The sequence below is a fragment of the Streptococcus sp. AM28-20 genome (assembly GCF_003603595.1).
GTDB lineage: Bacteria > Bacillota > Bacilli > Lactobacillales > Streptococcaceae > Streptococcus > Streptococcus ilei.
Map to the genome: position 1 here is coordinate 129,691 of NZ_QTNK01000001.1, position 23,705 is coordinate 153,395.

The window sequence follows — 23,705 nt, forward strand, 5'->3', positions numbered from 1 at the left end:
AAAATTGATGAGCTGAGGTTAGGAAATCATGCCACTTTGGGATTTATTTTTCACCAGTCAACCAACGGCCCCTCCTCAATTGGGAGCTTGGTACTTTTTGTTGCCGGCCTCATTGATGGTGGTAGGCTATCTGTCTATTCGATTTGCTTCTTCCAAAGGCTATCAAAACTTTTGGTATTGGGGGCAATTGATTCAGTTGCTGATAATCAACTCTTGGTATATTGCAGCACATTTGCCTTTTTCAGAGAGCCTGCCCTTCTATCATAGTCGGATGGCTATGTGGATAATTCTTTTGGCTCCCAAGGGAAGCTTCAAGCAATATTTTGCTCTTGTTGGTGTCTTTGGGTCCATCATGGCCTTGGTTCATCCCGTCTTTTATCCCTATCCCTTTCCTCATGTATCCTCGATCAACAATGTTTTTGGCCACTGGGCCCTCTTGGCCAATTGCTTGATCTATCTGGTCCAATTCTACCAAGTAGAAGAAGGAGACGTTTGGAAGATCTGTCAGATGACCTTTGGTGTCAACGCTATTATTCAGCTTGCTAATCTCGTAACGGGTGGAAATTACGGCTTTATGCGTCGTCCTCCTGTAATTGGCGATCATGGGCTCGTGTTCAATTACTTGATCGTGACTATCCTGATGACAGGAACCCTCATCCTGATCAATCATCTTATTAAGTCCAGTAAGAAAAGAAAAAGAACATCTGAATCCGTTTAATAAGGAGACCTTATGCATCATTTTTTTACAACTGAATCTACCACACCACCTGTTATACCGCTCCTTTGGTATGGGGTTATGGTTCTTTTGATCGTAATGGCAGTATGGGCTTCATTACGTTACTACCAAAATGAACAATTTCGGAAGATCTTTCGAAACCTACAAATATTTCAATTGATCTGTCTCTATATCTGGTATTTTGCTTTTCAGCTTCCCTGGTCCAATAGCTTACCCTTGTACCATTGTCGTTTGGCTATGTTTGCTGTCTTGCTGTTGCCAGACCGATGGAAGAGCAAGCAGTTCTTTGCCTTGATGGGAGTGAGTGGAGCGATCTTTGCCTTGGGATATCCAGTCTTTGATCCCTACACCTTCCCTCATATTACGAGCTTTTCTTTCCTCCTCGGGCATTACTGTCTTTTGGTTAATTCTTTGATTTATCTCTTGAGATGCTATGATTCGAGCCTCTTAAAAAATCGAGAGATTGTTCTCTATACTTTCGTTTTGGATCTATTTCTAGTTGGCGTCAACCAAGTCACTGGAGGGAATTATGGACTCATGGCCCGGCCACCGATTATCAAAGGGGACAGCCTCTTGGTGAATTACGTCGTGGTCTCTAGCATCTTAGCAGCAGCCTTGCTTCTCTTTAATGTATTTTTCAGTCGTAAGCCTACAAGAGAAAGAGTTATTCGATAAAAAGAAAAAGGAGGGTGGGACCATCAGTCTCAGCCTTCTTTTAGTTAATAGGAGTTTGAAATGAAGAGGTTTTTACTAGTCATTGGTATATTGTGTGCCTTTTTTTGTACGGTTAGTCCGGCTCAGGCAGATGATGAAGTTCGTTATTCAATTGAGTCCTATGTGGGACACCTCCACTTGCAGGAAGATAGCCAGGCGACATTTACGCAAGAGATTACCTACATTTTTTCAACAGGCTATAATGGGCAGTATGTAACTTTAGGGAGTGTAGATCCCCTTCCCAAAGGATTTAAAATCCATGAAAATCCTCAAGTGGAAGCTTATGTGGATGGGGAAAAACGAGAGATCCGTGTAGAAGAATCGGATCTCGGAAATGGACGTTTATTAAAAATCTACAATTCAAGAATCGTAGGTGGCAAAGTTACCATCAAGGTTGTATGGAAGATTGATCATATTCTAGAACTGTACTCCGATATCGCCGAGCTCAATTGGTTCCCCATTTCAGATGGGGATGAGGAAGTAGCAAAATTAGATTTTTATGTGGATGGCTTGGATGCCAAGCAGGGAGAGTTGTATGCTCATACCGGTTATTTTAATCCACCAGCCCAGATTGAACGGACTGAGACTGGCTATCACATTCAGTTATGGAACTTCCCAAAGAATGGAAAATTGGAGCTCCACGCATACTGGCCCATGACAGAAGCTCTACGTCGAGGCCAATCTAATGAGATTAAAAAGGAAAAGGGAAAGGATAAATTTCTTAAAAAAGAAAAATCCATTCAACAAAAAACAGTCATCTACAAGACACTGTTTCTCAGAGTCATTCCAATTGTAGCAATTCTTTTATTTGTTCTAGCTTTCATTCCATGGATCCGCTATATGATCAGTACCAGAACTCGTCGGATTGCAAAGGGAGTACGACTATACGAACCTCCACAGAATTTGCCACCCTTTGTCCTAGCCAAGGCCTTGTATCAACTTGATTTTGAACAGATGGTCATGTCTAGAGAGAAAGGTCAACTAAAATTTAATCATCTCATCCAAGCAAGTATTTTGGATCTCATTGATCGAGGAAATCTTCGTTTGACGAGAGATGAAAGTGGAGGGACCTTGACCTGTCTTCACCATGAAGGCTTAGCTGATTTTGAATTGAAGTTTATTGAAATGATCTTTGATCAAGAAACTGAAATCAGGATCAGTGAGGTGTTCTCGAAATATAAAATTAATCAAGCAGCCCTAAAAAAGGATTTTCGAGCTGCTAAAACAGACACACAAAGAGACCGTATTCGAAAGGTCGGAAGTGACGTTCGATCACTTTTGAAAAAGGACGCCCAGCAATTGTCAAAAGGCGTCGATAAGGAAATTACGAAATTAGGGTTGCCCTCTTATTTTAGAGACTTATCTGAAAAAGAAGAAGCTTTTTCAAAAACAGGCTGTGCCTTACATTTTTGGCTCTTACTGATCTTGTTTGTGAGCATGTGTTTCTTATCTTTTGGATTTGGTTCATACCTATCTTCCTTCTATTTTTGGACTATTTTATGTTTGATTTTGTTATTCATTCCATTTTATATTGTTATGAAACTTCGTGAAGATCATCTACAATCCTTAGAGAACTTGGATTCACAATTTGAATGGATGGCCTTTCGAAATATGATTGAAAGTATTCCAAATTTCAACCAAGCAGAACTTGAGAGTATTGTCCTATGGAATCGTATCTTAGTCTATGCGACCTTGTATGGCCAAGCTAAAAAAGTGAGTCAGGTACTCCAAAATCATCAGATTTCCGTGCCATATGAAGACTGGGACACTGTTCTTTGGCTGACATCCTCTCCAAATACCTTCCTAGACGGTTCTACCTTGATGAACTATGCAGATGATTCCTATAGTGTTTCAAGCTTCTCTATTAACTCCTCAGATGGCAGTGGTGGCTTTGACGGCGGTGGATTTTCTGATGGCGGTGGTGGTGGAGGATTTGGAGCCTTCTAATAGCCCTTGTGATTGAATGAAGTCTGGGATGTAGAACCATTGTAGTTCTCCCTCAGGCTTTTTAATTTATAAATACACTGATGATTGAAAAAAGGCTCTATTTCCGCTATAATAGGTTAGTTAAGGTAAAAGGAGAGAACCAATGTAGAAGGATCCTACTTACTAAAAAATATGCTTTTAAAAAATAACTGAGGATGAAAGAATGACAATCACTGACGAAATTAAAAAACGCCGTACCTTTGCCATTATCTCTCACCCGGACGCGGGGAAGACAACCATTACTGAGCAGTTGCTCTACTTTGGAGGAGAGATTCGGGAAGCAGGTACCGTAAAAGGAAAGAAAACAGGGACTTTTGCAAAATCTGACTGGATGGATATCGAGAAACAACGTGGGATTTCGGTAACCTCATCTGTGATGCAGTTTGACTACGACGGCAAACGAGTAAATATCCTAGACACTCCAGGGCACGAGGACTTCTCAGAAGATACTTATCGGACCCTGATGGCGGTGGATGCTGCGGTCATGGTAGTGGACTCTGCCAAGGGTATTGAGGCCCAAACTAAGAAATTGTTTGAGGTTGTCAAACACCGTGGGATTCCAGTCTTCACTTTTATGAATAAACTGGACCGTGACGGTCGTGAACCACTAGATCTCTTACAAGAATTGGAAGAAGTATTGGGCATCGCTAGTTACCCAATGAACTGGCCAATCGGGATGGGGAAAGCCTTTGAGGGACTCTATGACCTCTATAACCAACGCTTGGAACTCTATAAAGGGGATGAACGTTTTGCCAGCCTAGAGGATGGCGATAAACTTTTTGCTAGCAATCCATTCTACGAACAAGTAAAAGATGATATTGAGCTTTTGAATGAAGCAGGAAATGAATTTTCAGAAGAAGCTATCCTTGCAGGTGAATTAACTCCGGTCTTCTTTGGTTCGGCTCTTACCAACTTTGGTGTGCAGACTTTCTTGGAAACCTTCCTCAAGTTTGCTCCAGAGCCACACGGCCACAAGAAGACAGATGGAGAAATTGTCGATCCTTATGACAAGGACTTTTCAGGATTTGTCTTTAAAATCCAAGCCAATATGGACCCTCGTCACCGCGACCGGATTGCTTTTGTTCGGATCGTGTCTGGTGAATTTGAGCGGGGGATGAGTGTCAATTTGCCTCGTACTGGTAAGAGTGCTAAGCTATCTAATGTCACCCAGTTTATGGCGGAAAGCCGTGAGAATGTCACCAATGCCGTAGCAGGAGACATCATCGGGGTCTACGATACCGGTACGTATCAGGTCGGGGATACGCTAACAGTTGGGAAGAATAAGTTTGAATTTGAACCACTGCCAACCTTTACTCCTGAAATCTTCATGAAGGTATCTGCCAAGAATGTCATGAAGCAAAAGTCCTTCCATAAGGGAATTGAGCAATTGGTGCAAGAAGGAGCCATCCAGCTCTATACCAACTACCAAACGGGTGAATACATGTTGGGTGCTGTTGGTCAATTGCAGTTTGAAGTCTTTAAGCACCGGATGGAAAATGAATACAATGCCGAAGTGGTGATGAGCCCAATGGGTAAAAAGACGGTTCGCTGGATCAAACCTGAGGATCTAGATGAACGCATGTCTTCAAGCCGAAACATCCTGGCCAAAGACCGCTTTGACCAGCCTGTTTTCCTCTTTGAAAACGACTTTGCCCTCCGTTGGTTTGCAGACAAGTACCCAGATGTTGAACTAGAGGAAAAGATGTAACTCAGTACCAACAATTGGAACTAAAGTTCCTAATTGTTGAACGCTAGTCGCTATTTTGCGAACTAGCTAACTGCCTTACTAACTACTTTTGGCGAATAAAATATATAAATTGAAAAACCAGCTCACTTGAGCTGGTTTTGGGATGAAGACAAACTTCCATTTTACATAAAAAATCAAGTGATTTTTCAATAAATAAAAATAATTCCATATTTTTATAGTCATTAAAGCCAGTACTGAAACTTTCCGCTGTGAGAAAAATGCTTGAAACAATGTTGTTTCAAGCACTCGGGAGTTTTGAAAGTAAAACAGTTTGGGAAACTGTTTTAGCCTGAGCCCAGAAATTAAAGAGCGAAGGGGTTCAAAACTAAGTCATGGAACTTCGTAGAAGTTCGCTGACGTCCGTACTCACTTAAGGAAAGTTTCTAAGAATATTTTTTCTTTAATAAAAAACCAGCTCAAGTGAGCTGGCTTTTTATTGTTCTGTAATGAGGAGTCTTCCCAAAAATTCTTGTAAGATAAAGAAGACAATGAGGCTGGCAATGGTCTCGCCTAAGAAGGACGAGCTATTCACAATCAGAGAGTACAGGTAGGCACTTTGGCCAGCTGGAGCATAGCTTCCCCAGAAGATGACACCAGCAATGTAGTGAATTGTGTAGCGTGCAAAACCACCCAAGATGACTCCGACTGTGATATAAGTAAGCGTCTGTAGTCGTTTCTTTTCTCGGATAGCCTTGTCAAGAGCAGGTTTGACAGCTCCACTCAGTCCAATCAGACTAAAGGCTACAAAGTACTCTAAGAAACCTTGGATTGGAGTCAACCAACCACCAGCTGCTTCCCCTGTTACGACTTGTAACAAACCCCAGATGAAGCCTCCCACGGCACCAGCCTTCACACCCCAGCGGAAACTGAGGAGAAAGATGGGAACCATCTTAAAAGATAGAGAAATCCAAGGACCTAAGGACATCGGTTGAGTAACCAAATCCAAAATATAAGCTATGGTCGCTAAAAGAGCAACCTCAATCATTGGTCGAACTGTAGTTTTCGACATAAAAAAACCTCCTATACCAATCGTTTTGATTGGCTCATTTGTTGCCACACCAAAACGACGTCATAGAAGTTCTCTATTTCATTCTGTTTTGAGACACATCCCTACGCAGGTCTTAACCTGATCAGGTGGTAAGAGTTTAGGTCAGTAACGAACACTTTTGGTATTCCATCTAACCAATCTCAGCTGCTGCTCCTCTTGTGACTCTTTCATTATACTATCTAAAAAACGTTCCCGCAACTTTTTAACTCGCAAAAAATATGGTATAGTTATTAAGATAGAAAATGCACAAATTGTGGAGGAAATAATCATGGGTATTTTTGCAGGTTTGATGGGCAATGCTTCTCAAAAAGACGTCGATAAGGTTGAAAAAGATTTAGGGGATATCCTGGTTCCAGGTGAGCAGGTAACTCTGGCTTTTAGTTTGATTCGTGACTTGATTGTCTTTACTGAGTACCGTCTGATTTTGGTGGACAAGCAAGGAATGACAGGGAAGAAAACATCTTATAAATCCCTTCCTTATCGTTCTATTTCGCGTTTTTCAGTAGAAACATCTGGTCATTTTGATTTGGATGCTGAATTAAAAATTTGGGTTTCATCAGCTGTAGAACCATCAGAAACACTTCAATTTAAGAGCGACAATAGTGTCATCGAAATCCAGCAGGCCTTGGCAGCAGCTGTATTGCGTTGATAAAAAATAAATTTAAACAGTCTTCATCTAGCGATTTAGGACAATCGGATAGGAGCACTGGCAGATAAGGTAAAGAGGGAGCAAAATGTTCGTTGAAAAAAAGTTAGGAGATGGCCGGAGTTGGATTAATATTGATTCTGACTTGATTGCGGAAACCTCCCAGTTGTACCAAAAGTATGGTATTGATCAAGAAACCATTGAATATGCATTGGATAAAAACGAACGTGCCCACATGGATTACAACCGTGAGAATGGGACCGTGACTTTTATCTATAATGTCTTGGACATGGAAAAGGAAAAGGAATATTATGAAACCATTCCGATGACCTTCATTGTCCAGGGACCACGTCTTGTGACTATTAGTAACCGAGACAACGCCTATATTATTGCACAAATGGAACGCTATGTCGATAATCACGAGAGTTTATCGACCTTTAAGCTTTTATTTGCAGGGCTTGAGATGATTAGTAATGCTTATTATCCGATTATTGAGCGTCTAGATAAGCACAAGGATGAAATCACTCGTCTCTTACGAAAAACAACAACTAGTAAGAACCTGTATGCTCTTTCTGACGTGGAAACAGGTATGGTCTATCTGGCATCCGCTGCCAAGCAAAATCGCATGCTCTTGGAACATATCAAGGCTCACCTAATCTACCGCCAATTTGATGATGTCGAAAAAGAACAGTTTGATGATGCCATGATTGAGGCCAGACAGTTGGTATATATGACGGAGTTGAACTCTCAGGTCTTGCAGCAATTGTCTAGCTCTTACAATAACATCCTAAATAACAATTTGAATGATAATTTGACCACCTTGACCATCTTAGAAGCTCTGTTAGCGGTCTTAGCAGTTGTTACTGGTTTCTTTGGAATGAATGTTCCATTGCCGTTTACAAATGATCCTAATGCATGGCTGTATATCTCCATAGCAAGCTTTGTACTCTGGATCATCTTGTCTCGTATTTTGCGCTGGATTGCCCATAAACGATAAAAAAGAGAGGTAGGGAAGAAATTCCTTACCTCTTTCGTATCTTGGCTATTTCAGAAAATTCTTCATTTTTAACTCTGCCTCCCCTAAGAAGAAGAGGCAGTTTTGATACAAGTGATCGACTGTACATAATCTTCTTGGAAATAGTAGGAGTAGATTTAAAAGTACTGAGTGGATTATAAACAATTTATAATTGGATTGAATCGTTGAATCAGTTAAATGAATGAAGCATTTTAATCATTCTGAAATATCCTAAATACTAAATTCATTATACATACTTTTATTTTAAAAATCAAGAAAACAATCCCAAAATAAAAGTGGATTTTTTGTGAGAAAAAACTTTTAGAAAGCCTATTATAACGCTGTTTTTGTGATAGGATTCAAAGCGAAGAAGAGATTTCGCATCCTTTTATATTATTGTAAATTTAAAAAGAAATAAAAAAGGGTTATACTAATGAAACATGAAAAAAACTTTTTTTGAAAGGGGTTAGACAATAAAAAGCTTTTAACTTGTTTCGTTTTACTATCTTTTAACCCAGGTCTGTGGTATACTAGATAGGTTGCAAAGAAAGCAGTACTTTTCTTTCGTGGAAAAGAAGCAACACGATCTTTCATAAAAGTTATGAAAGTACGTCATGACAAGAAAAGTATAAACTAAGCGCTATAGGATGGCTTCGCACCATCTTTAGAAAGAAGAATAACGTGAAATTTAATGAATTTAATCTTTCTGCTGATTTGTTAGCAGAAATTGAAAAAGCAGGATTTGTAGAAGCAAGTCCTATCCAAGAGCAAACCATTCCTTTGGCTCTTGAAGGGAAAGATGTAATCGGTCAAGCACAGACTGGTACAGGGAAAACAGCAGCCTTTGGCTTGCCTACCCTTGAAAAAATTCGTACAGAAGAAGCAACTATCCAAGCTTTGGTCATCGCCCCAACTCGTGAACTGGCTGTTCAAAGCCAGGAAGAACTCTTCCGCTTTGGTCGTAGTAAGGGTGTGAAAGTCCGTTCAGTATACGGTGGTTCAAGTATTGAAAAACAAATCAAAGCTCTTAAATCAGGGGCTCACATCGTTGTAGGAACACCAGGTCGTCTTCTAGACTTGATCAAACGCAAGGCCTTGAAATTACAAGATATTGAAACTCTCATCCTTGATGAAGCAGACGAAATGCTTAATATGGGATTCCTGGAAGATATCGAAGCAATCATCTCACGTGTCCCAGAAAATCGTCAGACTCTACTCTTTTCAGCAACCATGCCTGATGCCATCAAACGGATCGGTGTTCAATTCATGAAAGAACCTGAGCATGTCAAGATTGCTGCCAAAGAATTAACAACAGAACTGGTAGACCAGTACTATATCCGTGTTAAGGAACAAGAAAAATTTGACACCATGACACGTCTGATGGATGTTGATCAACCTGAATTGTCAATCGTTTTTGGTCGTACCAAACGCCGTGTAGACGAGTTAACTCGTGGATTGAAGATCCGTGGTTTCCGTGCAGAAGGGATTCATGGAGATTTGGACCAAAATAAACGCCTTCGTGTCCTTCGTGATTTTAAAAATGGCAACCTCGATGTCCTTGTTGCAACAGACGTTGCTGCTCGTGGTTTGGATATCTCAGGCGTGACCCATGTCTACAACTATGATATTCCTCAAGACCCTGAGAGTTATGTTCACCGGATTGGTCGTACAGGGCGTGCAGGTAAGTCAGGTCAATCCATTACTTTCGTAGCACCAAATGAGATGGGCTATCTCCAAATCATCGAGAACTTGACTAAGAAACGCATGAAAGGTCTCAAGCCAGCAAGTGCAGAAGAAGCCTTCCAAGCTAAGAAGCAGGTCGCTCTTAAGAAAATTGAACGTGATTTTGCTAATGAGGAGATTCGTAGCAACTTTGAGAAGTTTGGCAAGGATGCTCGTCAATTGGCCTCAGAATTCAGCCCAGAAGAATTGGCTATGTACATCCTTAGCTTGACGGTTCAGGATCCAGACAGTCTTCCAGAGGTTGAAATTGCGCGTGAAAAACCACTACCGTTTAAACCGTCTGGTGGTGGATTTGGCGGAAAAGGCAAGTCTGGTCGCGGTGGCCGTCGTGGAGACGACCGTCGAGACCGTGAACGCCGTGGCAATGGACGTCGTGATGAATATCGTAAAGGTGGACGCTCAAAGGATCGATTTGATAAAGAGAAGCGTTACCGCAAGGATCATAAAAAACCTCGCAATACTTCAAGTGAGAAGAAAACAGGCTTTGTGATTCGGAACAAAGGGGATAAATAAAAAATACAAGGGTAAACACATGTTTACCCTTGTATATTTATAAGGAGACCGAAATTCGTAAACAAAACGTTTGCTATCATCTTGTGACAGCGCTATCAATTCTGTTAACATATTAAGAATACAACTTTTATTTAGCTCTGTCAACAGATTTGCTAAAAAAAATCTACTTTTTTTTAAAAAAAGAACAAAAAAATGATCATTACACAAAAACGATCAACAAAATAAGTGGTTAATATAGAAAAAATTGGGCAAAATGTTTGTTTCTTATTGAAAATGATCACTATTATAGTATAATGAAAGCAGAAATAGGAAAGTAGGACGTCATATGAAAGAGAGTAGACATGTAGCAATCTTACAAGAGTTGGATAAAAATGAAGTGGTCTCTGTTAAGGATCTAAGCGATCTCCTGGGTGTAACCGATATGACAATTCGCCGGGATTTGATGGACTTAGAAGAACAAGGCTTGTTGGTACGTGTACATGGAGGGGCCCATCGAAAAATCAAGGATAGTCTAACAGAAGTCTCCCATACAGAAAAGAACATGTTGAACGTGGAAGAGAAAAGGGAGATTGCTCAAAAATGTGCGGCTTTGATTGATGAAGGCGATACAATTTTTATTGGAGCAGGGACTACTACAGATTTTATTGGCGATTATCTTGATGGGAAACATGTTAGTATTGTCACTAATTCCTTGCCTATTTTTGAAAAATTAAAAGACCAGCCCAATTGTGACATCATTTTAGTTGGCGGACGCTATAGGGTCAAGACACAGACCTTTGTAGGACAGTTTGCCAATAAGCTCTTAAAGGAAATAAAAGTTTCGAAAGCCTTTATCGGGGTAAATGGGATTGATGGTCATACAGCAATGACCGCAAACGAAGAGGAAGGAAATGGCAATAAAATTATTCTCAACAATGCCATTGAAAAGTATGTAGTCGCAGATAACACTAAGTTTGATAGCTATTCTTTCTATGCTTTTTACCGTTTAGATGACTTAGATGCGGTGATTTCGGATCATTCAATCTCTAAAAAGGTGCGTGAGAAATACAATTCTTATACAAAAATTTTGTAAAGCTTCGTACAGAAACAGCTAAAAGACCAGAACTTAAGCATGTTCTGGTCTTTTTCTTTTTTTCTCATATAGCATGAACTACAAACAAATTTATAAAAAATAAACAAAAAAGAACAAAAAATTACATATTGTAATTGACAGCGTATTCATATAGTGATATACTTATCGTATAAATTAAAAAAGGTAAAAAGTGGAAGGGGTGAAAAGATGGGATTAAATCAACTGTTTAATCGAGAATTAGTCTTTTGCCTAGATGTTGCAGATCAAGAAGAATTGTTTGAGCAGATTGCAACTTTATTGGAAGAGCGTCAGATTGTGACAGATTCTTATCGAGCTGCATTGAAAGAAAGAGAAAAATCGTTCCCTACTGGTTTAGATATGGAATTTCTAGGGAAGGATTTGCCGAATGTGGCCATTCCTCATACGGATATCATCCATAACCTGACAGAGAATATTGTAGTCGTTCGATTAAAAAATCCGGTAACCTTCCACAATATGATCGCGCCTGATAAGGAAGTAGAAGTTTCGCTTTTATTCTTCATCATTAACAATTCTAGTTCCAGCCAAACAAACATTTTGGCACATTTGATGGATTTCTTATAGGAAACAATGACAGTATAAAATGCAGAAGTTAGATCAAGGCCTTTGTATTTAATCGGAAAACATATATAAAAGGAGTATGATATGTCAGTTATTATTGGTGCGGATGTAGCAGGTATTCGCTTAAAAGAAGTAGTCAAAGAATATTTGGAATCAGAAGGTTTCCAAGTCGTGGACGTGACAGAAGAAGGACAAGACTTTGTCGATGTGACCTTAGCTGTTGCAAAAGAAGTGAAACAAGCAGAAGATAATCTGGGTATTGTTATTGACGCTTACGGAGCTGGTCCATTTATGGTCGCAACTAAAATTAAAGGAATGGTTGCAGCAGAGGTTTCAGATGAGCGTTCCGCTTACATGACTCGTGGCCACAACAATTCTCGCATGATCACCATGGGGGCTCAAATCGTGGGTGATCAATTGGCCAAAAATATTGCCAAAGGTTTTGTAAACGGTAAGTATGATGGCGGTCGCCACCAAATCCGTGTCGATATGCTTAACAAGATGTGCTAAGGGGAGGAGTAAAAGAATGAAAATTGCAATTGGATGTGACCATATTGTCACGAATGAAAAAATGGCTGTTTCTGAATTTTTGAAATCAAAAGGCTTTGAGGTCCTTGACTTCGGAACCTATGACCATGCGCGCACCCACTACCCAATTTTTGGGAAGAAGGTTGGAGAAGCAGTAGCTAGTGGTCAAGCAGACCTTGGAGTATGTATCTGTGGAACTGGTGTTGGGATTAACAACGCGGTTAACAAGGTCCCTGGAATCCGTTCAGCTTTGGTCCGTGATATGACCTCTGCTCTTTATGCCAAAGAAGAACTCAATGCCAACGTCATTGGTTTTGGTGGGAAAGTAACTGGTGAGTTGCTCATGTGTGATATCATTGAAGCCTTCATTCATGCGGAATACAAACCAAGTGAAGAAAATAAGAAATTGATTGCCAAGATTCAACATTTGGAAACTCATAATGATCACCAAGAGGATACAGACTTCTTTACAGAATTCCTTGAAAAATGGGATCGTGGTGAATACCACGACTAAGAGGTGAAGATATGATCTTAACTGTCACCTTGAATCCTTCCATTGATATTTCTTATCCCTTGGAAGAATTGAAGTTGGATACCGTTAACCGTGTTTCAGAAGTTTCTAAAACAGCAGGTGGTAAAGGATTAAATGTCACCCGTGTCTTAGCTGAGAGTGGTGAAATAGTTGGAGCAACGGGTTTTGTTGGGGGGACCAATGGTCAATTCATCAAGACCCATCTTCCACGAGATGTCCAATCCTTCTTCTATGATATTCTGGGTGATACACGAAACTGTATCGCCATCTTACATGAAGGAAATCAAACGGAAATCTTAGAAGCGGGCCCAGAAATTATCCGGACAGAGGCCTTGGGATTCCTTCACCATTTTAAACTCCTCATGCCGACAGCAGATGTAGTTGCTATTTCGGGAAGCCTTCCTACAGGTCTACCGGTGGACTATTATGCGAGCTTAATTGAGATTGCAGGAGAAGCAGGAAGTAAAGTTGTGCTTGATTCATCAGGTAAATCTCTAGAAGCGGTTCTTCACTCACCATTCAAACCAACGGTGATTAAACCCAATCGCGAAGAATTATCTCAACTCTTAGGACGGGATGTTTCAGCTGATTTTGAGGATTTGAAAGAAGTCCTGAAAGATTCGTTATTTGAAGGCATTGAATGGATTATCGTTTCCTTAGGTGGAGATGGTGCTTTTGCCAAACACGAGGATGTCTTCTATAAAGTGGACATTCCAAAAATTGAAGTCGTCAACCCAGTGGGATCTGGTGATTCAACCGTGGCTGGGATTTCTGCTGGTCTCAGTAGCGGGAAGGATGACGCAGCTCTTTTGACCCATGCCATGGTCCTTGGGATGCTAAATGCTCAAGAAAAGATGACCGGACATGTCAATATGGCCCACTATGATGATTTGTATCAACAGATAAATGTAAAAGAGGTATAAGATGGTATTAACAGAACAAAAATGCAACTATTTAGAAAAATTGAGCACCAAAGAGGGTGTAATCTCAGCCTTGGCCTTTGACCAACGCGGTGCTTTGAAACGCCTCATGGCTCAGTATCAAGACACAGAACCAACAGTGGCTCAAATGGAAGAATTGAAGGTCCTAGTGGCTGAAGAATTGACGCCATTCGCATCTTCTATGCTCTTGGACCCTGAGTATGGACTTCCAGCAACCAAGGTCTTGGATGCAGAAGCAGGTCTCTTGTTGGCTTATGAAAAAACCGGCTACGACACTTCTAGCACTAAACGTCTGCCAGACTGCCTTAACCTTTGGTCAGCTAAACGCATCAAAGAGCAGGGTGCAGATGCAGTGAAATTCTTGCTCTACTATGATGTCGATAGTGCAGAAGAACTCAACCAAGAAAAACAAGCCTACATCGAACGCATCGGTTCAGAATGTGTGGCAGAAGAAATTCCATTCTTCCTTGAAATCTTGGCTTACGATGAAACAATCGCTGATGCAGGTTCTGTAGAATATGCTAAAGTAAAACCTCGCAAAGTCATCGAAGCGATGAAAGTCTTCTCAGACCCACGCTTCAACATCGATGTCTTGAAAGTAGAAGTGCCAGTTAACGTCAAATACGTAGAAGGATTTGGCGATGGAGAAATTGTGCATAGCCGTGAGGAAGCTGCAGCCTTCTTTAAAGAACAAGAAGAAGCAACCAACCTTCCATACATCTACTTGAGTGCAGGTGTTTCTGCTAAACTCTTCCAAGAAACCCTAGTCTTTGCGCATGAAGCAGGCGCAAACTTCAACGGGGTTCTTTGCGGACGTGCAACTTGGGCTGGATCTGTAGAAGCCTACATCAAGAATGGGGAAGAGGCGGCTCGTGAATGGTTGCGTACCGAAGGTCGTCGCAACATTGAAGAACTCAACCAAGTCTTGGACCAAGTCGCAACTTCTTGGAAAGAGCGCATTTAATTACTTTGTTCCTAACGTATAAAATAGTCTTTCTAGCCATCTAGAAGGGCTATTTTTTTGTTTGGAGAAAGGAATCATCTTGGTCTTTCGTCAAAAATTGGTTCCCAATGTTCATAAATCTGATTAACATTTCTTTCACTATTCAAATAGCTTCTGATTTGTAAGAATTTATGTGATTATTTCACATTGCAATCGAAAATAAGAGTGTTTTACAGTATAATAGATTTATAAGAATAAAGGAGTTGGCGTATGGAAAGGATCGTATATAGAGAAGCGAGGCTAGACGAGTACAAGACGATTGGAAAAGTCTGTTCTGATGCTTTTATAAATTATCCATTTTTAACCGTCATTAAAGAAGATTTAAAAAAGCCTGAATACTTTCCGGCCTTTATTGAACTATTGCATACCTTATTAGTCAAGCTGTACATCAAAGGGGAAACTTGCTTAGTTGCTGAACGAGACGGGGAAATCATAGCGGTGGGGCTGTTGCAACAAAAAGATTTCTCGATGGTCTCTTACTTACTAAATGGGATTTTTAAGTTATTCCGTTATATCACACCATTAAATTTGCTGAAATACCTAGATCTCGTAGAACGTTCAGAACAGCATTTGAAAAAGTCCGGAGACTTTGACTGGTATTTAATGATGTTTGCAGTGAGCCCAACTGTTCAGGGACAAGGTGTTGGCAGTCATTTCCTCCAAAATGGGATTGAACCTTACGTAAAGGCCAAAGGTTGTAAGCGTCTAGGCTTGATTACCAGTACCCAGCAAAATGTCTTTTTCTATAAGAAGAATGAATTCGTCCTATTAGATTCTATGGTTCTCGACTATGGAAAGCAGTCTGTTGGGAATTGGGCTTTTTTAAAAAACCTTGATGACGAATCCTAGATTATTTTAAAAAAAGGAGCTTTTGGGGCTCCTTTTAGCATGCAAACAGATGATTGTTACACCATTTAGGTGTCTTTTTGTTCTGGATCTAGCTTGGATTGTTGATGCTTGATATAGGTCAATTTTTCCTCCCGGCTCTTCCGTTTAAAAAGTGCTTCCGCAGACATAGCAGCTCTTTTGTCGGGAAAAGACTCCTGGTAGATCAAGGTCACAGGAAGTCTAGGACGTGTATATTTGGCGCCTTTGCCAGCATTGTGAGTTTTGATACGGCGCTCGATATCGGTCGTGTAACCAGTATAGAGGGTACCATCCGCACACTGGACTACATACATATAAGCTTTAGTTTCCATAATAAATCTCATGAATCTCCGGCGTATAGCTTCCATCTTCTTCATGGATGAACAGTGGAGGAAGAATTTTTAGACCATCCCGTGATCCATCTTTAATGGCTTCAATGAGGAGCATGTTGGCATCTTTATGGACCTTGGGATAGACAAATTGAATCCGTTTGGGAGCCAGATTGAAGCGTTTCATGGTTTCGATGATATCTAAAAAGCGATCCGGACGATGCACCATGACGAGTCGGCCATTGGATTTGAGGGTCCGTTGGGCCACTTGACAAATTTGGTCCAGATTGGTGGTAATCTCGTGACGGGCTAGCAAATAATGAGGACTCTCGTTTAAATTGGAGTGCTCGTCCACTTTAAAGTAGGGAGGATTACATAGGATAATGTCAATCTTACTACCGGGGAAATGGTGGGGCAAGTTTTTTAGATCATCTGTAATCATGGACATACGGTCAGACAGACCGTTTAATTGGATTGAACGTTCCGCCATATCCGCTAGTCTTTCCTGTATTTCTACTCCAACGATGGTTGCTTTCGTGCGCGTGCTAGCAAAGAGTCCGACAGCACCATTGCCGGCACAAAGATCGACAATCAGACCGCGATTGGGCAGTTTAGGAAAGCGTGACAAAAGGACACTATCAATAGAATAGCTAAAAACTTCTCTGTTTTGAATTATTTTCACATCACTGGAAAATAGTTTGTTGACGCGTTCGCCGTCTTTTAATTCGATATCGTTCATGGCTCTATTATAGCACGAAAAGAGGATGGGGAAAAGCTAGGAATGATGAAAATATTACCGTAACAAGGATATTACTTTTACGCATAAAATCATTTGCCTTATTTTAAATAATATGATAACATTATAAAAAATAAAGGAGGTTTTGTTTATGAACAAAACAAAAAAATGGTTAGCTTTAGGATTTAGTCTTTTCTCAATTAATCTGCTAGTTGCTTGTGGCAATTCTCAAAAAACTTCAGATACAGCACCACAAGAAGCTCAAACCGAGAAATCGTCAAGCAGTGAAGCTAAAAAAGAAAACAAATCAACTTACTCAATAGGTGATACGATCACTTTTGATAAGTATGCTGAGTATACTATTACTAATGTTGAGTGGACAGATGAACGAAATGAGTTTGATAATTCAAATCCAGATAAAGTTTTAAAAGTTACATATAATGTTAAAAATCTTTCGGACAAAGATATGCCTATTGGAATAGATATTAATTTATATGTAGGTGGAAATAAAATGGAAAGTTATGCCAATGAGCATACCATGGGTTCAATTACACCTGGTAGATCAATGGAAGGAGCTGTTGTACATTTTGGTGTTAAAGGTGAAGGGAATTTAGAATTAGAAATAAAACCTTTCTCTGCTTTTGGTGAGAAACCTGCTATTGTTCCTATTGATGTAAAATAAAAAAGTTGAGAGTATCTTACTCTCAACTTTTTTAATCAAACTCATATTTTTGATAAATCGTCGCCAAGATGAAGATCCCTGTAAAGAGGGACATCAAGGCAAGGTAGACTGGGAAGGTCACAGCTGTCAATGTTCCAATTTCAATCAGACCTTTCAAGTAAAAGGCAGAAAGGTAGAAACCACAGACAGAGAAGATGATTAAGAGTCCTCGCCAGATATTGAGTGGTAAGCAAGCCCGAATAACAGACAAGAAACCAATAGATCCTAATAGGTAGTAGGAGAGGGTAGACATATCTTGGCTAGACCAGCCATGATGAGCTCCCCATAAGCGAACAAACAGGACACTAAAGACAACCATCAAGGCATTTGGCAAGGCCAGATGCAAGGAACGTTTGAGGAAGTGTTTTTCCACTGGCTTAATATTTCGTTCAAAGGTCAAGACAAATGGTGGGAAACCTTCAACAAACTGGTCGATCAGCGTAATCTGAATCGGAATAAATGGGAAAATCAACAAGTAGTTCACATCAAAGAACAGGGCACTTGCGATACAGATAATGGCCAGAATGAAGGAGTAGATGGTTTTAATAAAGAAGATAGGAGCAATCCGTCCAATGTTATTGACGACCCGACGACCTTCAAAGAGAATTTCTGGAACATCATTGAAGTCTGAGTTTAACAAGACCAGATTGGCAATTTGACGTGTTGCAGGATCTCCTTCGGCCATCACGATGGAGCAGTCAGCTTCTCGTAAGGCTAGGATATCATTGACCCCATCTCCTGTCATAGCAGTGGTACGACCAGCGGCCTTGAGGGTTTGAATCAAGAGTTTCTTTTGGTGAGGAGAAACCCGTCCAAAAATGGCTGTACTTTCAGCTAGGTCCACCAACTCATCGTCCTCAATCTTAGAACAGTCAATATAACTTTCGTAGCTTTCAAAACCAGCTTCCTTAGCAATGTAAGAAACAGTGACTGGATTATCACCAGAGATGATTTTGAGATCTACATCTTGGGAGCGAAGATAATCCAAGGTTTCGGCAGCTCCTTCGCGGATTGGATCGAGGATTTCAATGACGGCGATTGCTTCTACATCACTTGGCAAAGTCAAATCATGCATATCGATGGCTTCCACACTGCGAGCTAAAATCAAGACCCGTGATCCATGGGCTTGGGCTTCCAATACCGCTGGAGGATTTTCTTTGAGGAGCATTTCTGGGGCCCCTAAATAAATGGTCCCCAAGTTGGTCAGAGTCATGGCACCCCATTTTCGATCACTTGAAAATGGAATGATTGATTCGGCTGTATAAGCATGTTCTAGCTCACCATATGCTTTGCGGATAGCTTGGGCAGTTGGGTTGTTATCCTCAGAATTTTGCATATAGGCAGCGAGAATAACTTTGATAGTTTCTTCAGAAAAGTGTTCAGACAGGGAGTGAATGCCTTTGACGGTCATTTTTCCTTGGGTGATGGTTCCTGTCTTATCCAAACAAAGTGTATCGACACGAGCCAAGGTTTCCACAGAGTACATCTCTTGGACCAAGACCTTGCGCATCCCTAATTTGATCACGGCTGTCAAGAGTGAGGTCACTGTCAGAAGGGCAATCCCTTTTGGTAACATGCCCAGGAGAGCAGTGGAAGAGGTAATCACAGAATCTTTCACTGGAAGCAGTTTAATCAAAAAGGCTTCACAGAAGAGGGCGATTCCAAATGGGATAATAATCTTACCAGTGAAACTAGAAATTTTTGCGAGATTATAGAGAATGCGGGAATTGATGGGTTTGAGAGTTTTTGCCTCGACCATCAATTTATTAGCATAGTTATTGGCCCCCACACGATTGACACGAGCGTAGACTTGGCCACTTACTAAGAAGCTTCCGGATAGAAGTTCATCTCCCTCTCCCTTGAGCACCAAGTCACTTTCTCCTGTCAGCATAGCTTCGTTGGCTTCTGCAATCCCGATTTGAACGATGGCATCACTCGGAATTTGGTCACCTGCCGAAAGCTTAATCACATCGCCAAGGACAATTTCCTCTGGATCAATGCTTTCTTCTTCCCCCGATCGGATGACAGTAACGAGCTCCTTACTCATCAAATTCAATTTATCAATCATCCGTTTAGCGCGGAGCTCTGTGGCAATTCCGGATAAGGCATTAAAGCAGATGACTGCAAAAAAGACTAGGTTACTCCAGGCTTGTACCGCAACCAAAGCGAGAGCAATCACAAAGTTCAGAGCATTAAACAAGGTAAAGACGTTACGCTTGATAATTTGCCAGGTACTGGTACTGGTATTCGCTTTAAATTCGTTGGTTTGGCCACGCTGTATTTTTTTGCGGACCTCTTCATAGGTTAATCCCTTTAATTCATTCATTTCCATAGAAACATGATATCATTTTTTTAAGAAAAAGACTAGATGTAGTCAATTTGTTAAGTCATCCATTTTTTGAAAAGATTTGCGGGGAACAAAAGGATAAGGTATAATGGTTAAACAAGAGAATTATCAAAGGAGAAAGCATGTTTTATACCTATTTACGTGGGTTAGTGACCTTTATTTTATGGGTTCTGAATGGAAATGCTCATTATCATCATAAGGAACTGATCCCAAGTCAAGAAGAAAATTATATACTTGTCGCTCCTCACCGGACTTGGTGGGATCCGGTCTATATGGCCTTTGCGACCAAGCCTAAGCAATTTATCTTTATGGCCAAGAAAGAGCTCTTTGCCAATCGAATTTTTGGTTGGTGGATTCGCATGTGTGGAGCCTTCCCAATTGACCGTGAAAATCCAGGTGCAGCTGCTATCAAATATCCAGTCAATATGCTCAAGAAAAGCAAGCGTTCATTGATTATGTTTCCAAGTGGAAGCCGCCATTCTCAGGATGTGAAGGGTGGAGTTGCCGTGATTGCCAAAATGGCCAAGGTTCGTATTATACCTGTAACTTATACTGGTCCAATGACCTTGAAAGGACTAGCTAGCTGTGAACGGGTTGACATGAACTTTGGGCACCCTATTGATATCTCTGATATTGCAAAAATGAATGATGAGGGAGTGGAAGAAGTTGCAAGACGTATCCAGGCTGAGTTTGATCGCTTAGATGCGGAATCTCAGGCACTCCGCAATGACCGGAAACCTTTTATTCTCATCCGTTTCTTGAAGTTTTTATTGTTGCCATTTGTCTTGGTTGTCGCTTTACTGACCCTCTTGTTTAGTTATATCGCAAGTTTCGTTTGGGATCCAGATAAGCATCGGAAAGACTAGACAGCTCTCTAGATAAAAAGAATGTCAAAAATCATGTGATTTTTGACATTCTTTTTTTATTTGTTTGATTTTTTACGAATAATAAAAATAAAAGGGGTATTTATGGAGACATGGATTGAGAAAATCAAGGAATATAAACTGTTTTTAGGCTTGGCTGCTGTGGGGCTAGTGGTGGGAGGAGTGTTCCTTTTTTGGCCTAAGCCAACCCCACAAGCGCCAGAAACAGTCATTTCCCAGTTAGAAACGGTGGAGCAAGAGAGTTCTCCTAAGGGAGATTCAAGCTTTACTTCGAGCTCTCAGGAGAGAAGTGAGGAAAAGACCGACTCCTCGCATGAGAAAATCATGGTGGATGTGAAGGGAGCTGTCAGACAGGCGGGAGTCTATGAGCTTCCGGTGGGGAGTCGGGTCTATGATGCAGTGCAAAAAGCAGGAGGGATGACAGACGAAGCCAATAGCCAATCTGTCAACTTGGCTCAAAAATTAGAGGATGAGTCTATCGTCTATGTTGCTAAGAATGGAGAAGAAGTAGCGCCTGTTGCGTCTGCTTCTGCAGGGACGACAGGTGGTGAAAACCAGCAAAAGGATGGCAAGGTTAATCTCAATACAGCCACAGAAGTAGAATTACAGACTATTTCTGGGATTGGTCAAAAACGAGCTCAGGATATCATTGCTTATCGAGAGGAAAAAGGAAAATTTCAATCTGTTGATGAATTGAAAAATGTTTCTGGGATTGGCCAAAAGACACTAGAAAAGTTAAAAGAGCATGTTACAGTGGATTAGAAGCATCAATATTCATCCATTTCATCTGACTCTTCCCGTCTTGCCTCTTTATTATTGGATGTATACAGGTCACTTGCTCGCTCCAATCTTCCTTCTGGCCTTCTTCATCTTGTTTAGTAGACGCTACAATGGCAAACAATTTCTAATCCTAGTAGGGCTTCTCTTGTTTGCTGCACTTTGTTTTGCTTTTCGAGTCGAACATGGTAAGCAGGAAGCGCGGGATCAAGAGGTTCCAAGGGTTATTCAGCTCTTACCGGATACCATCAAGGTGAATGGAGATGCCTTATCCTTTCGTGCTCAGTCAGGTAGTCGTACTTTTCAGGTTTTCTATCAGCTTCAGACAAGGGAAGAACAAGCCTATTTTAAACACTTGGATCATGGGCTAGAATTAAGAATAAAAGGAGAATTAGAGACCCCGACAAAACAGCGAAATTTCATGGGCTTTGATTACCAGGCTTATCTTAAAACACAAGAGATCTATCATCTTTTGAAAATCAGCAAGATCCTTGAAAAGAGACCGGCTGAACCTAGAGATTTAATAGGCCTCCTGTCTAGTTGGAGGCGAAAGGCCCTTGTATGGGTTCATCAGCATTTCCCCCAGCCCATGAGTCACTATATGACGGGCTTGCTTTTTGGTTTTTTAGATGTAGAGTTCGAAGAAATGAGTCAGCTGTATTCGAACTTGGGGATTATCCATCTGTTCGCCTTGTCGGGCATGCAGGTCGCTTTCTTCTTAGATGCCTTTCGGCGCTTCTTTCTCCGCTTGGGATTGGAGCAGGAAAAGGTTGCCTACCTCCTCTATCCATTTTCGCTCCTTTATGCTGGGATGACAGGTTTTTCGGTTTCGGTCGTTCGAAGCCTCTTACAGAAACTCCTAGCCCAGGCTGGGATCAAAGGAATGGAAAATATGGGAGTCACTCTCCTTTTATTACTCCTTCTTTTACCGTCCTCCTTGTTGACTGCTGGAGGTCTCTTATCCTGCGCCTACGCCTTTATATTGACGCTGACCTCTTCCGAAGAGGAGAAGGAGGGAATCCAAAAAGTCGTCAAGGAGAGTCTAGTGTTAACACTAGGGGTTCTTCCTTTTCTCACTTTTTTCTTTGGAGAATACCAACCCTGGTCCCTTCCTCTAACCTTTATTTTTTCTCTCTTATTTGACCTTCTGTTGTTGCCAGGACTGAGTGTCGTCTTTCTCCTTTCTTTTCTGTATCCCTTGACCTTCTGGAATCCTTTCTTTGTCTGGATGGAAAAAAGTATGGAGTATCTAGCGAGCTTCACTAGTCAATCCTTGGTTTTCGGGCAGCCAAGCATTTATTATTTCATCTTGCTCTTGTGCTTGCTAGCTTGCCTCTATGAGATGCGCAAGGTTAAGAAATGGAGATACCTGTTCCTACTCTTAGTATGCTCTGTATTTGCCCTTGTGAAGCATCCTTTAGAAAATGAGATTACCATCATTGATATTGGTCAAGGTGATAGTATTTTGCTACGTGATTGGCGTGGGAAAACCATCCTAATTGATACAGGAGGAAAAGTGGACTTTGGCCAAAAGGAGGCATGGAAGAAGCGAAGGTCTACTAGCAATGCAGAACGGACCCTGCTTCCCTATCTCAAGAGCAGGGGGATTGACCAGATTGATCATATGATTCTCACGCATACTGACACAGATCACATGGGAGATTTGGAAGTGCTCGCGACTAAGGTTAGGATAAAGGAAATCAACATTTCCAAGGGGAGCTTAAAAAAAGACTCTTTTGTCCGTTTGCTCAAACGGTTGAACTTACCGGTAAAAACGTTGGAGGCTGGTGATCAATTGTCGATCTTTGATGGGAGTGCAGAAGTCCTCTATCCGGTAGAAGTAGGAGATGGGAGTAATAACGATTCCATTGTTCTTTATGGCCGCTTTTATGGGTGGTCCTTCCTTTTTACAGGAGATTTAGAAGAAGAAGGGGAAAAGACCTTGTTAGCCCGTTATCCTCAACTGCGCGTAGATGTGCTAAAAGCAGGCCACCATGGTTCTAAGGGATCTTCTCACCCTGCCTTCTTAGAGAAAATCCAAGCAAAAATTGCCTTGATATCTGCGGGTGAAAAAAATCGTTACCAGCACCCTCATCAGGAAACCTTGGAGCGTTTCAAAGAGTTACAAATGACTGTTTTTCGTACAGACCAGCAAGGAGCGATTCGTTTTAGAGGTTGGAATCAGTGGAAGATTGAAACCGTTCGATAGGAGCTGTTTGA

At 41.0% G+C, this 23,705-nt stretch carries 21 protein-coding genes, 1 pseudogene and 1 riboswitch; of the genes and pseudogenes, 18 read left to right on the forward strand and 4 right to left on the reverse strand.

Annotated elements, in window-relative coordinates:
* The first annotated feature begins 28 nt into the window (after positions 1-28).
* From DW738_RS00780 to DW738_RS00795, 4 genes are all read left to right on the forward strand, one after another.
* Positions 29-718 (forward strand): YwaF family protein, encoded by a 690-nt coding sequence (locus tag DW738_RS00780; protein ID WP_123160062.1) that lies wholly within the window; start codon positions 29-31, stop codon positions 716-718.
* A gap of 12 nt (positions 719-730) precedes the next feature.
* Positions 731-1,411 (forward strand): TIGR02206 family membrane protein, encoded by a 681-nt coding sequence (locus DW738_RS00785; protein ID WP_123160063.1) that lies wholly within the window; start codon positions 731-733, stop codon positions 1,409-1,411.
* A gap of 60 nt (positions 1,412-1,471) precedes the next feature.
* Complete coding sequence (locus DW738_RS00790; protein ID WP_123160064.1) at positions 1,472-3,397, forward strand: DUF2207 domain-containing protein; 1,926 nt, start codon at positions 1,472-1,474, stop codon at positions 3,395-3,397.
* Between the two features lie 202 nt (positions 3,398-3,599).
* Positions 3,600-5,144 carry a peptide chain release factor 3 gene (locus DW738_RS00795; RefSeq protein WP_023022638.1) on the forward strand — a complete coding sequence of 515 codons (1,545 nt, stop codon included), beginning with the start codon at positions 3,600-3,602 and terminating at the stop codon, positions 5,142-5,144.
* A 472-nt stretch (positions 5,145-5,616) separates the two neighbouring features.
* On the opposite strand, the gene thiT is transcribed toward DW738_RS00795, so the two are convergent.
* Positions 5,617-6,192 (reverse strand): energy-coupled thiamine transporter ThiT, encoded by a 576-nt coding sequence (gene thiT, locus DW738_RS00800; RefSeq protein ID WP_120702202.1) that lies wholly within the window; start codon positions 6,190-6,192, stop codon positions 5,617-5,619.
* Between the two features lie 81 nt (positions 6,193-6,273).
* Positions 6,274-6,398, reverse strand: a riboswitch (TPP riboswitch).
* A gap of 101 nt (positions 6,399-6,499) precedes the next feature.
* On the opposite strand from thiT, the gene DW738_RS00805 reads away from it, so the two are divergent.
* From DW738_RS00805 to DW738_RS00850, 10 genes and pseudogenes are all read left to right on the forward strand, one after another.
* The gene (locus DW738_RS00805; protein WP_006596927.1) at positions 6,500-6,880 is read left to right on the forward strand and encodes a PH domain-containing protein; all 381 of its coding nucleotides are present in this window, start codon (positions 6,500-6,502) and stop codon (positions 6,878-6,880) included.
* A gap of 85 nt (positions 6,881-6,965) precedes the next feature.
* Positions 6,966-7,874 carry a magnesium transporter CorA family protein gene (locus DW738_RS00810; protein WP_123159369.1) on the forward strand — a complete coding sequence of 303 codons (909 nt, stop codon included), beginning with the start codon at positions 6,966-6,968 and terminating at the stop codon, positions 7,872-7,874.
* 699 nt (positions 7,875-8,573) lie between these two features.
* Positions 8,574-10,148, forward strand: a complete 1,575-nt coding sequence (locus tag DW738_RS00815) for a DEAD/DEAH box helicase (RefSeq protein ID WP_123160065.1) — start codon at positions 8,574-8,576, stop codon at positions 10,146-10,148.
* Between the two features lie 325 nt (positions 10,149-10,473).
* Entirely contained in the window at positions 10,474-11,220 is a 747-nt protein-coding gene (locus DW738_RS00820; protein WP_123159367.1) for a DeoR/GlpR family DNA-binding transcription regulator, read from the forward strand.
* Between the two features lie 207 nt (positions 11,221-11,427).
* Positions 11,428-11,817 (forward strand): annotated as a pseudogene (locus DW738_RS00825) (PTS sugar transporter subunit IIA); the annotation flags it as partial.
* Between the two features lie 87 nt (positions 11,818-11,904).
* Positions 11,905-12,330 carry a galactose-6-phosphate isomerase subunit LacA gene (lacA, locus tag DW738_RS00830; protein WP_123160066.1) on the forward strand — a complete coding sequence of 142 codons (426 nt, stop codon included), beginning with the start codon at positions 11,905-11,907 and terminating at the stop codon, positions 12,328-12,330.
* Positions 12,331-12,346: 16 nt separating this feature from the next.
* Positions 12,347-12,862, forward strand: coding sequence for a galactose-6-phosphate isomerase subunit LacB (gene lacB, locus DW738_RS00835; protein ID WP_123160067.1), 516 nt, complete (start codon positions 12,347-12,349; stop codon positions 12,860-12,862).
* 11 nt (positions 12,863-12,873) lie between these two features.
* Positions 12,874-13,803 carry a tagatose-6-phosphate kinase gene (locus DW738_RS00840; RefSeq protein WP_123160068.1) on the forward strand — a complete coding sequence of 310 codons (930 nt, stop codon included), beginning with the start codon at positions 12,874-12,876 and terminating at the stop codon, positions 13,801-13,803.
* 1 nt (position 13,804) lies between these two features.
* Complete coding sequence (gene lacD, locus DW738_RS00845) at positions 13,805-14,785, forward strand: tagatose-bisphosphate aldolase (RefSeq protein ID WP_123160069.1); 981 nt, start codon at positions 13,805-13,807, stop codon at positions 14,783-14,785.
* A gap of 249 nt (positions 14,786-15,034) precedes the next feature.
* A complete protein-coding gene (locus tag DW738_RS00850; protein WP_123160070.1) occupies positions 15,035-15,673 on the forward strand; it encodes a GNAT family N-acetyltransferase in 639 nt (212 codons plus the stop codon).
* Between the two features lie 65 nt (positions 15,674-15,738).
* On the opposite strand, the gene DW738_RS00855 is transcribed toward DW738_RS00850, so the two are convergent.
* Positions 15,739-16,023: a GIY-YIG nuclease family protein gene (locus DW738_RS00855; RefSeq protein WP_123160071.1), complete on the reverse strand. Its 285-nt coding sequence runs from the start codon at positions 16,021-16,023 to the stop codon at positions 15,739-15,741.
* Positions 16,013-16,759, reverse strand: a complete 747-nt coding sequence (locus DW738_RS00860) for a tRNA1(Val) (adenine(37)-N6)-methyltransferase (protein ID WP_123160072.1) — start codon at positions 16,757-16,759, stop codon at positions 16,013-16,015. The genes DW738_RS00855 and DW738_RS00860 overlap by 11 nt, the downstream gene beginning before the upstream one ends.
* Positions 16,760-16,907: 148 nt before the next feature.
* Here DW738_RS00860 and DW738_RS00865 point away from each other — a divergent pair, with 148 nt between their 5' ends.
* Entirely contained in the window at positions 16,908-17,438 is a 531-nt protein-coding gene (locus DW738_RS00865) for a DUF4352 domain-containing protein (RefSeq protein WP_123160073.1), read from the forward strand.
* A gap of 31 nt (positions 17,439-17,469) precedes the next feature.
* On the opposite strand, the gene DW738_RS00870 is transcribed toward DW738_RS00865, so the two are convergent.
* Complete coding sequence (locus tag DW738_RS00870) at positions 17,470-19,809, reverse strand: cation-translocating P-type ATPase (RefSeq protein WP_123160074.1); 2,340 nt, start codon at positions 19,807-19,809, stop codon at positions 17,470-17,472.
* A 137-nt stretch (positions 19,810-19,946) separates the two neighbouring features.
* On the opposite strand from DW738_RS00870, the gene DW738_RS00875 reads away from it, so the two are divergent.
* The 3 genes from DW738_RS00875 to DW738_RS00885 all read left to right on the forward strand — a co-directional run bounded on the left by DW738_RS00875 (position 19,947) and on the right by DW738_RS00885 (position 23,694).
* Positions 19,947-20,690 (forward strand): 1-acyl-sn-glycerol-3-phosphate acyltransferase, encoded by a 744-nt coding sequence (locus tag DW738_RS00875; RefSeq protein WP_123160075.1) that lies wholly within the window; start codon positions 19,947-19,949, stop codon positions 20,688-20,690.
* A gap of 102 nt (positions 20,691-20,792) precedes the next feature.
* Positions 20,793-21,470 (forward strand): helix-hairpin-helix domain-containing protein, encoded by a 678-nt coding sequence (locus DW738_RS00880; RefSeq protein WP_123160076.1) that lies wholly within the window; start codon positions 20,793-20,795, stop codon positions 21,468-21,470.
* Entirely contained in the window at positions 21,454-23,694 is a 2,241-nt protein-coding gene (locus tag DW738_RS00885) for a DNA internalization-related competence protein ComEC/Rec2 (RefSeq protein WP_123160077.1), read from the forward strand. The genes DW738_RS00880 and DW738_RS00885 overlap by 17 nt, the downstream gene beginning before the upstream one ends.
* Positions 23,695-23,705: the final 11 nt, after the last annotated feature.

Excerpts from the sequence above, each read along its gene's own strand:
- lacD (WP_123160069.1), top strand. The coding sequence starts at position 13,805 with ATGGTATTAACAGAACAAAAATGCAACTATTTAGAAAAATTGAGCACC.
- thiT (WP_120702202.1), bottom strand. The coding sequence starts at position 6,192 with ATGTCGAAAACTACAGTTCGACCAATGATTGAGGTTGCTCTTTTAGCG.
- DW738_RS00780 (WP_123160062.1), top strand. The coding sequence starts at position 29 with ATGCCACTTTGGGATTTATTTTTCACCAGTCAACCAACGGCCCCTCCT.
- DW738_RS00875 (WP_123160075.1), top strand. The coding sequence starts at position 19,947 with ATGTTTTATACCTATTTACGTGGGTTAGTGACCTTTATTTTATGGGTT.
- DW738_RS00880 (WP_123160076.1), top strand. The coding sequence starts at position 20,793 with ATGGAGACATGGATTGAGAAAATCAAGGAATATAAACTGTTTTTAGGC.
- DW738_RS00855 (WP_123160071.1), bottom strand. The coding sequence starts at position 16,023 with ATGGAAACTAAAGCTTATATGTATGTAGTCCAGTGTGCGGATGGTACC.
- DW738_RS00785 (WP_123160063.1), top strand. The coding sequence starts at position 731 with ATGCATCATTTTTTTACAACTGAATCTACCACACCACCTGTTATACCG.
- DW738_RS00870 (WP_123160074.1), bottom strand. The coding sequence starts at position 19,809 with ATGGAAATGAATGAATTAAAGGGATTAACCTATGAAGAGGTCCGCAAA.
- DW738_RS00790 (WP_123160064.1), top strand. The coding sequence starts at position 1,472 with ATGAAGAGGTTTTTACTAGTCATTGGTATATTGTGTGCCTTTTTTTGT.
- DW738_RS00795 (WP_023022638.1), top strand. The coding sequence starts at position 3,600 with ATGACAATCACTGACGAAATTAAAAAACGCCGTACCTTTGCCATTATC.
- DW738_RS00885 (WP_123160077.1), top strand. The coding sequence starts at position 21,454 with ATGTTACAGTGGATTAGAAGCATCAATATTCATCCATTTCATCTGACT.
- DW738_RS00805 (WP_006596927.1), top strand. The coding sequence starts at position 6,500 with ATGGGTATTTTTGCAGGTTTGATGGGCAATGCTTCTCAAAAAGACGTC.
- DW738_RS00810 (WP_123159369.1), top strand. The coding sequence starts at position 6,966 with ATGTTCGTTGAAAAAAAGTTAGGAGATGGCCGGAGTTGGATTAATATT.
- lacB (WP_123160067.1), top strand. The coding sequence starts at position 12,347 with ATGAAAATTGCAATTGGATGTGACCATATTGTCACGAATGAAAAAATG.
- lacA (WP_123160066.1), top strand. The coding sequence starts at position 11,905 with ATGTCAGTTATTATTGGTGCGGATGTAGCAGGTATTCGCTTAAAAGAA.
- DW738_RS00820 (WP_123159367.1), top strand. The coding sequence starts at position 10,474 with ATGAAAGAGAGTAGACATGTAGCAATCTTACAAGAGTTGGATAAAAAT.
- DW738_RS00865 (WP_123160073.1), top strand. The coding sequence starts at position 16,908 with ATGAACAAAACAAAAAAATGGTTAGCTTTAGGATTTAGTCTTTTCTCA.
- DW738_RS00850 (WP_123160070.1), top strand. The coding sequence starts at position 15,035 with ATGGAAAGGATCGTATATAGAGAAGCGAGGCTAGACGAGTACAAGACG.
- DW738_RS00860 (WP_123160072.1), bottom strand. The coding sequence starts at position 16,759 with ATGAACGATATCGAATTAAAAGACGGCGAACGCGTCAACAAACTATTT.
- DW738_RS00840 (WP_123160068.1), top strand. The coding sequence starts at position 12,874 with ATGATCTTAACTGTCACCTTGAATCCTTCCATTGATATTTCTTATCCC.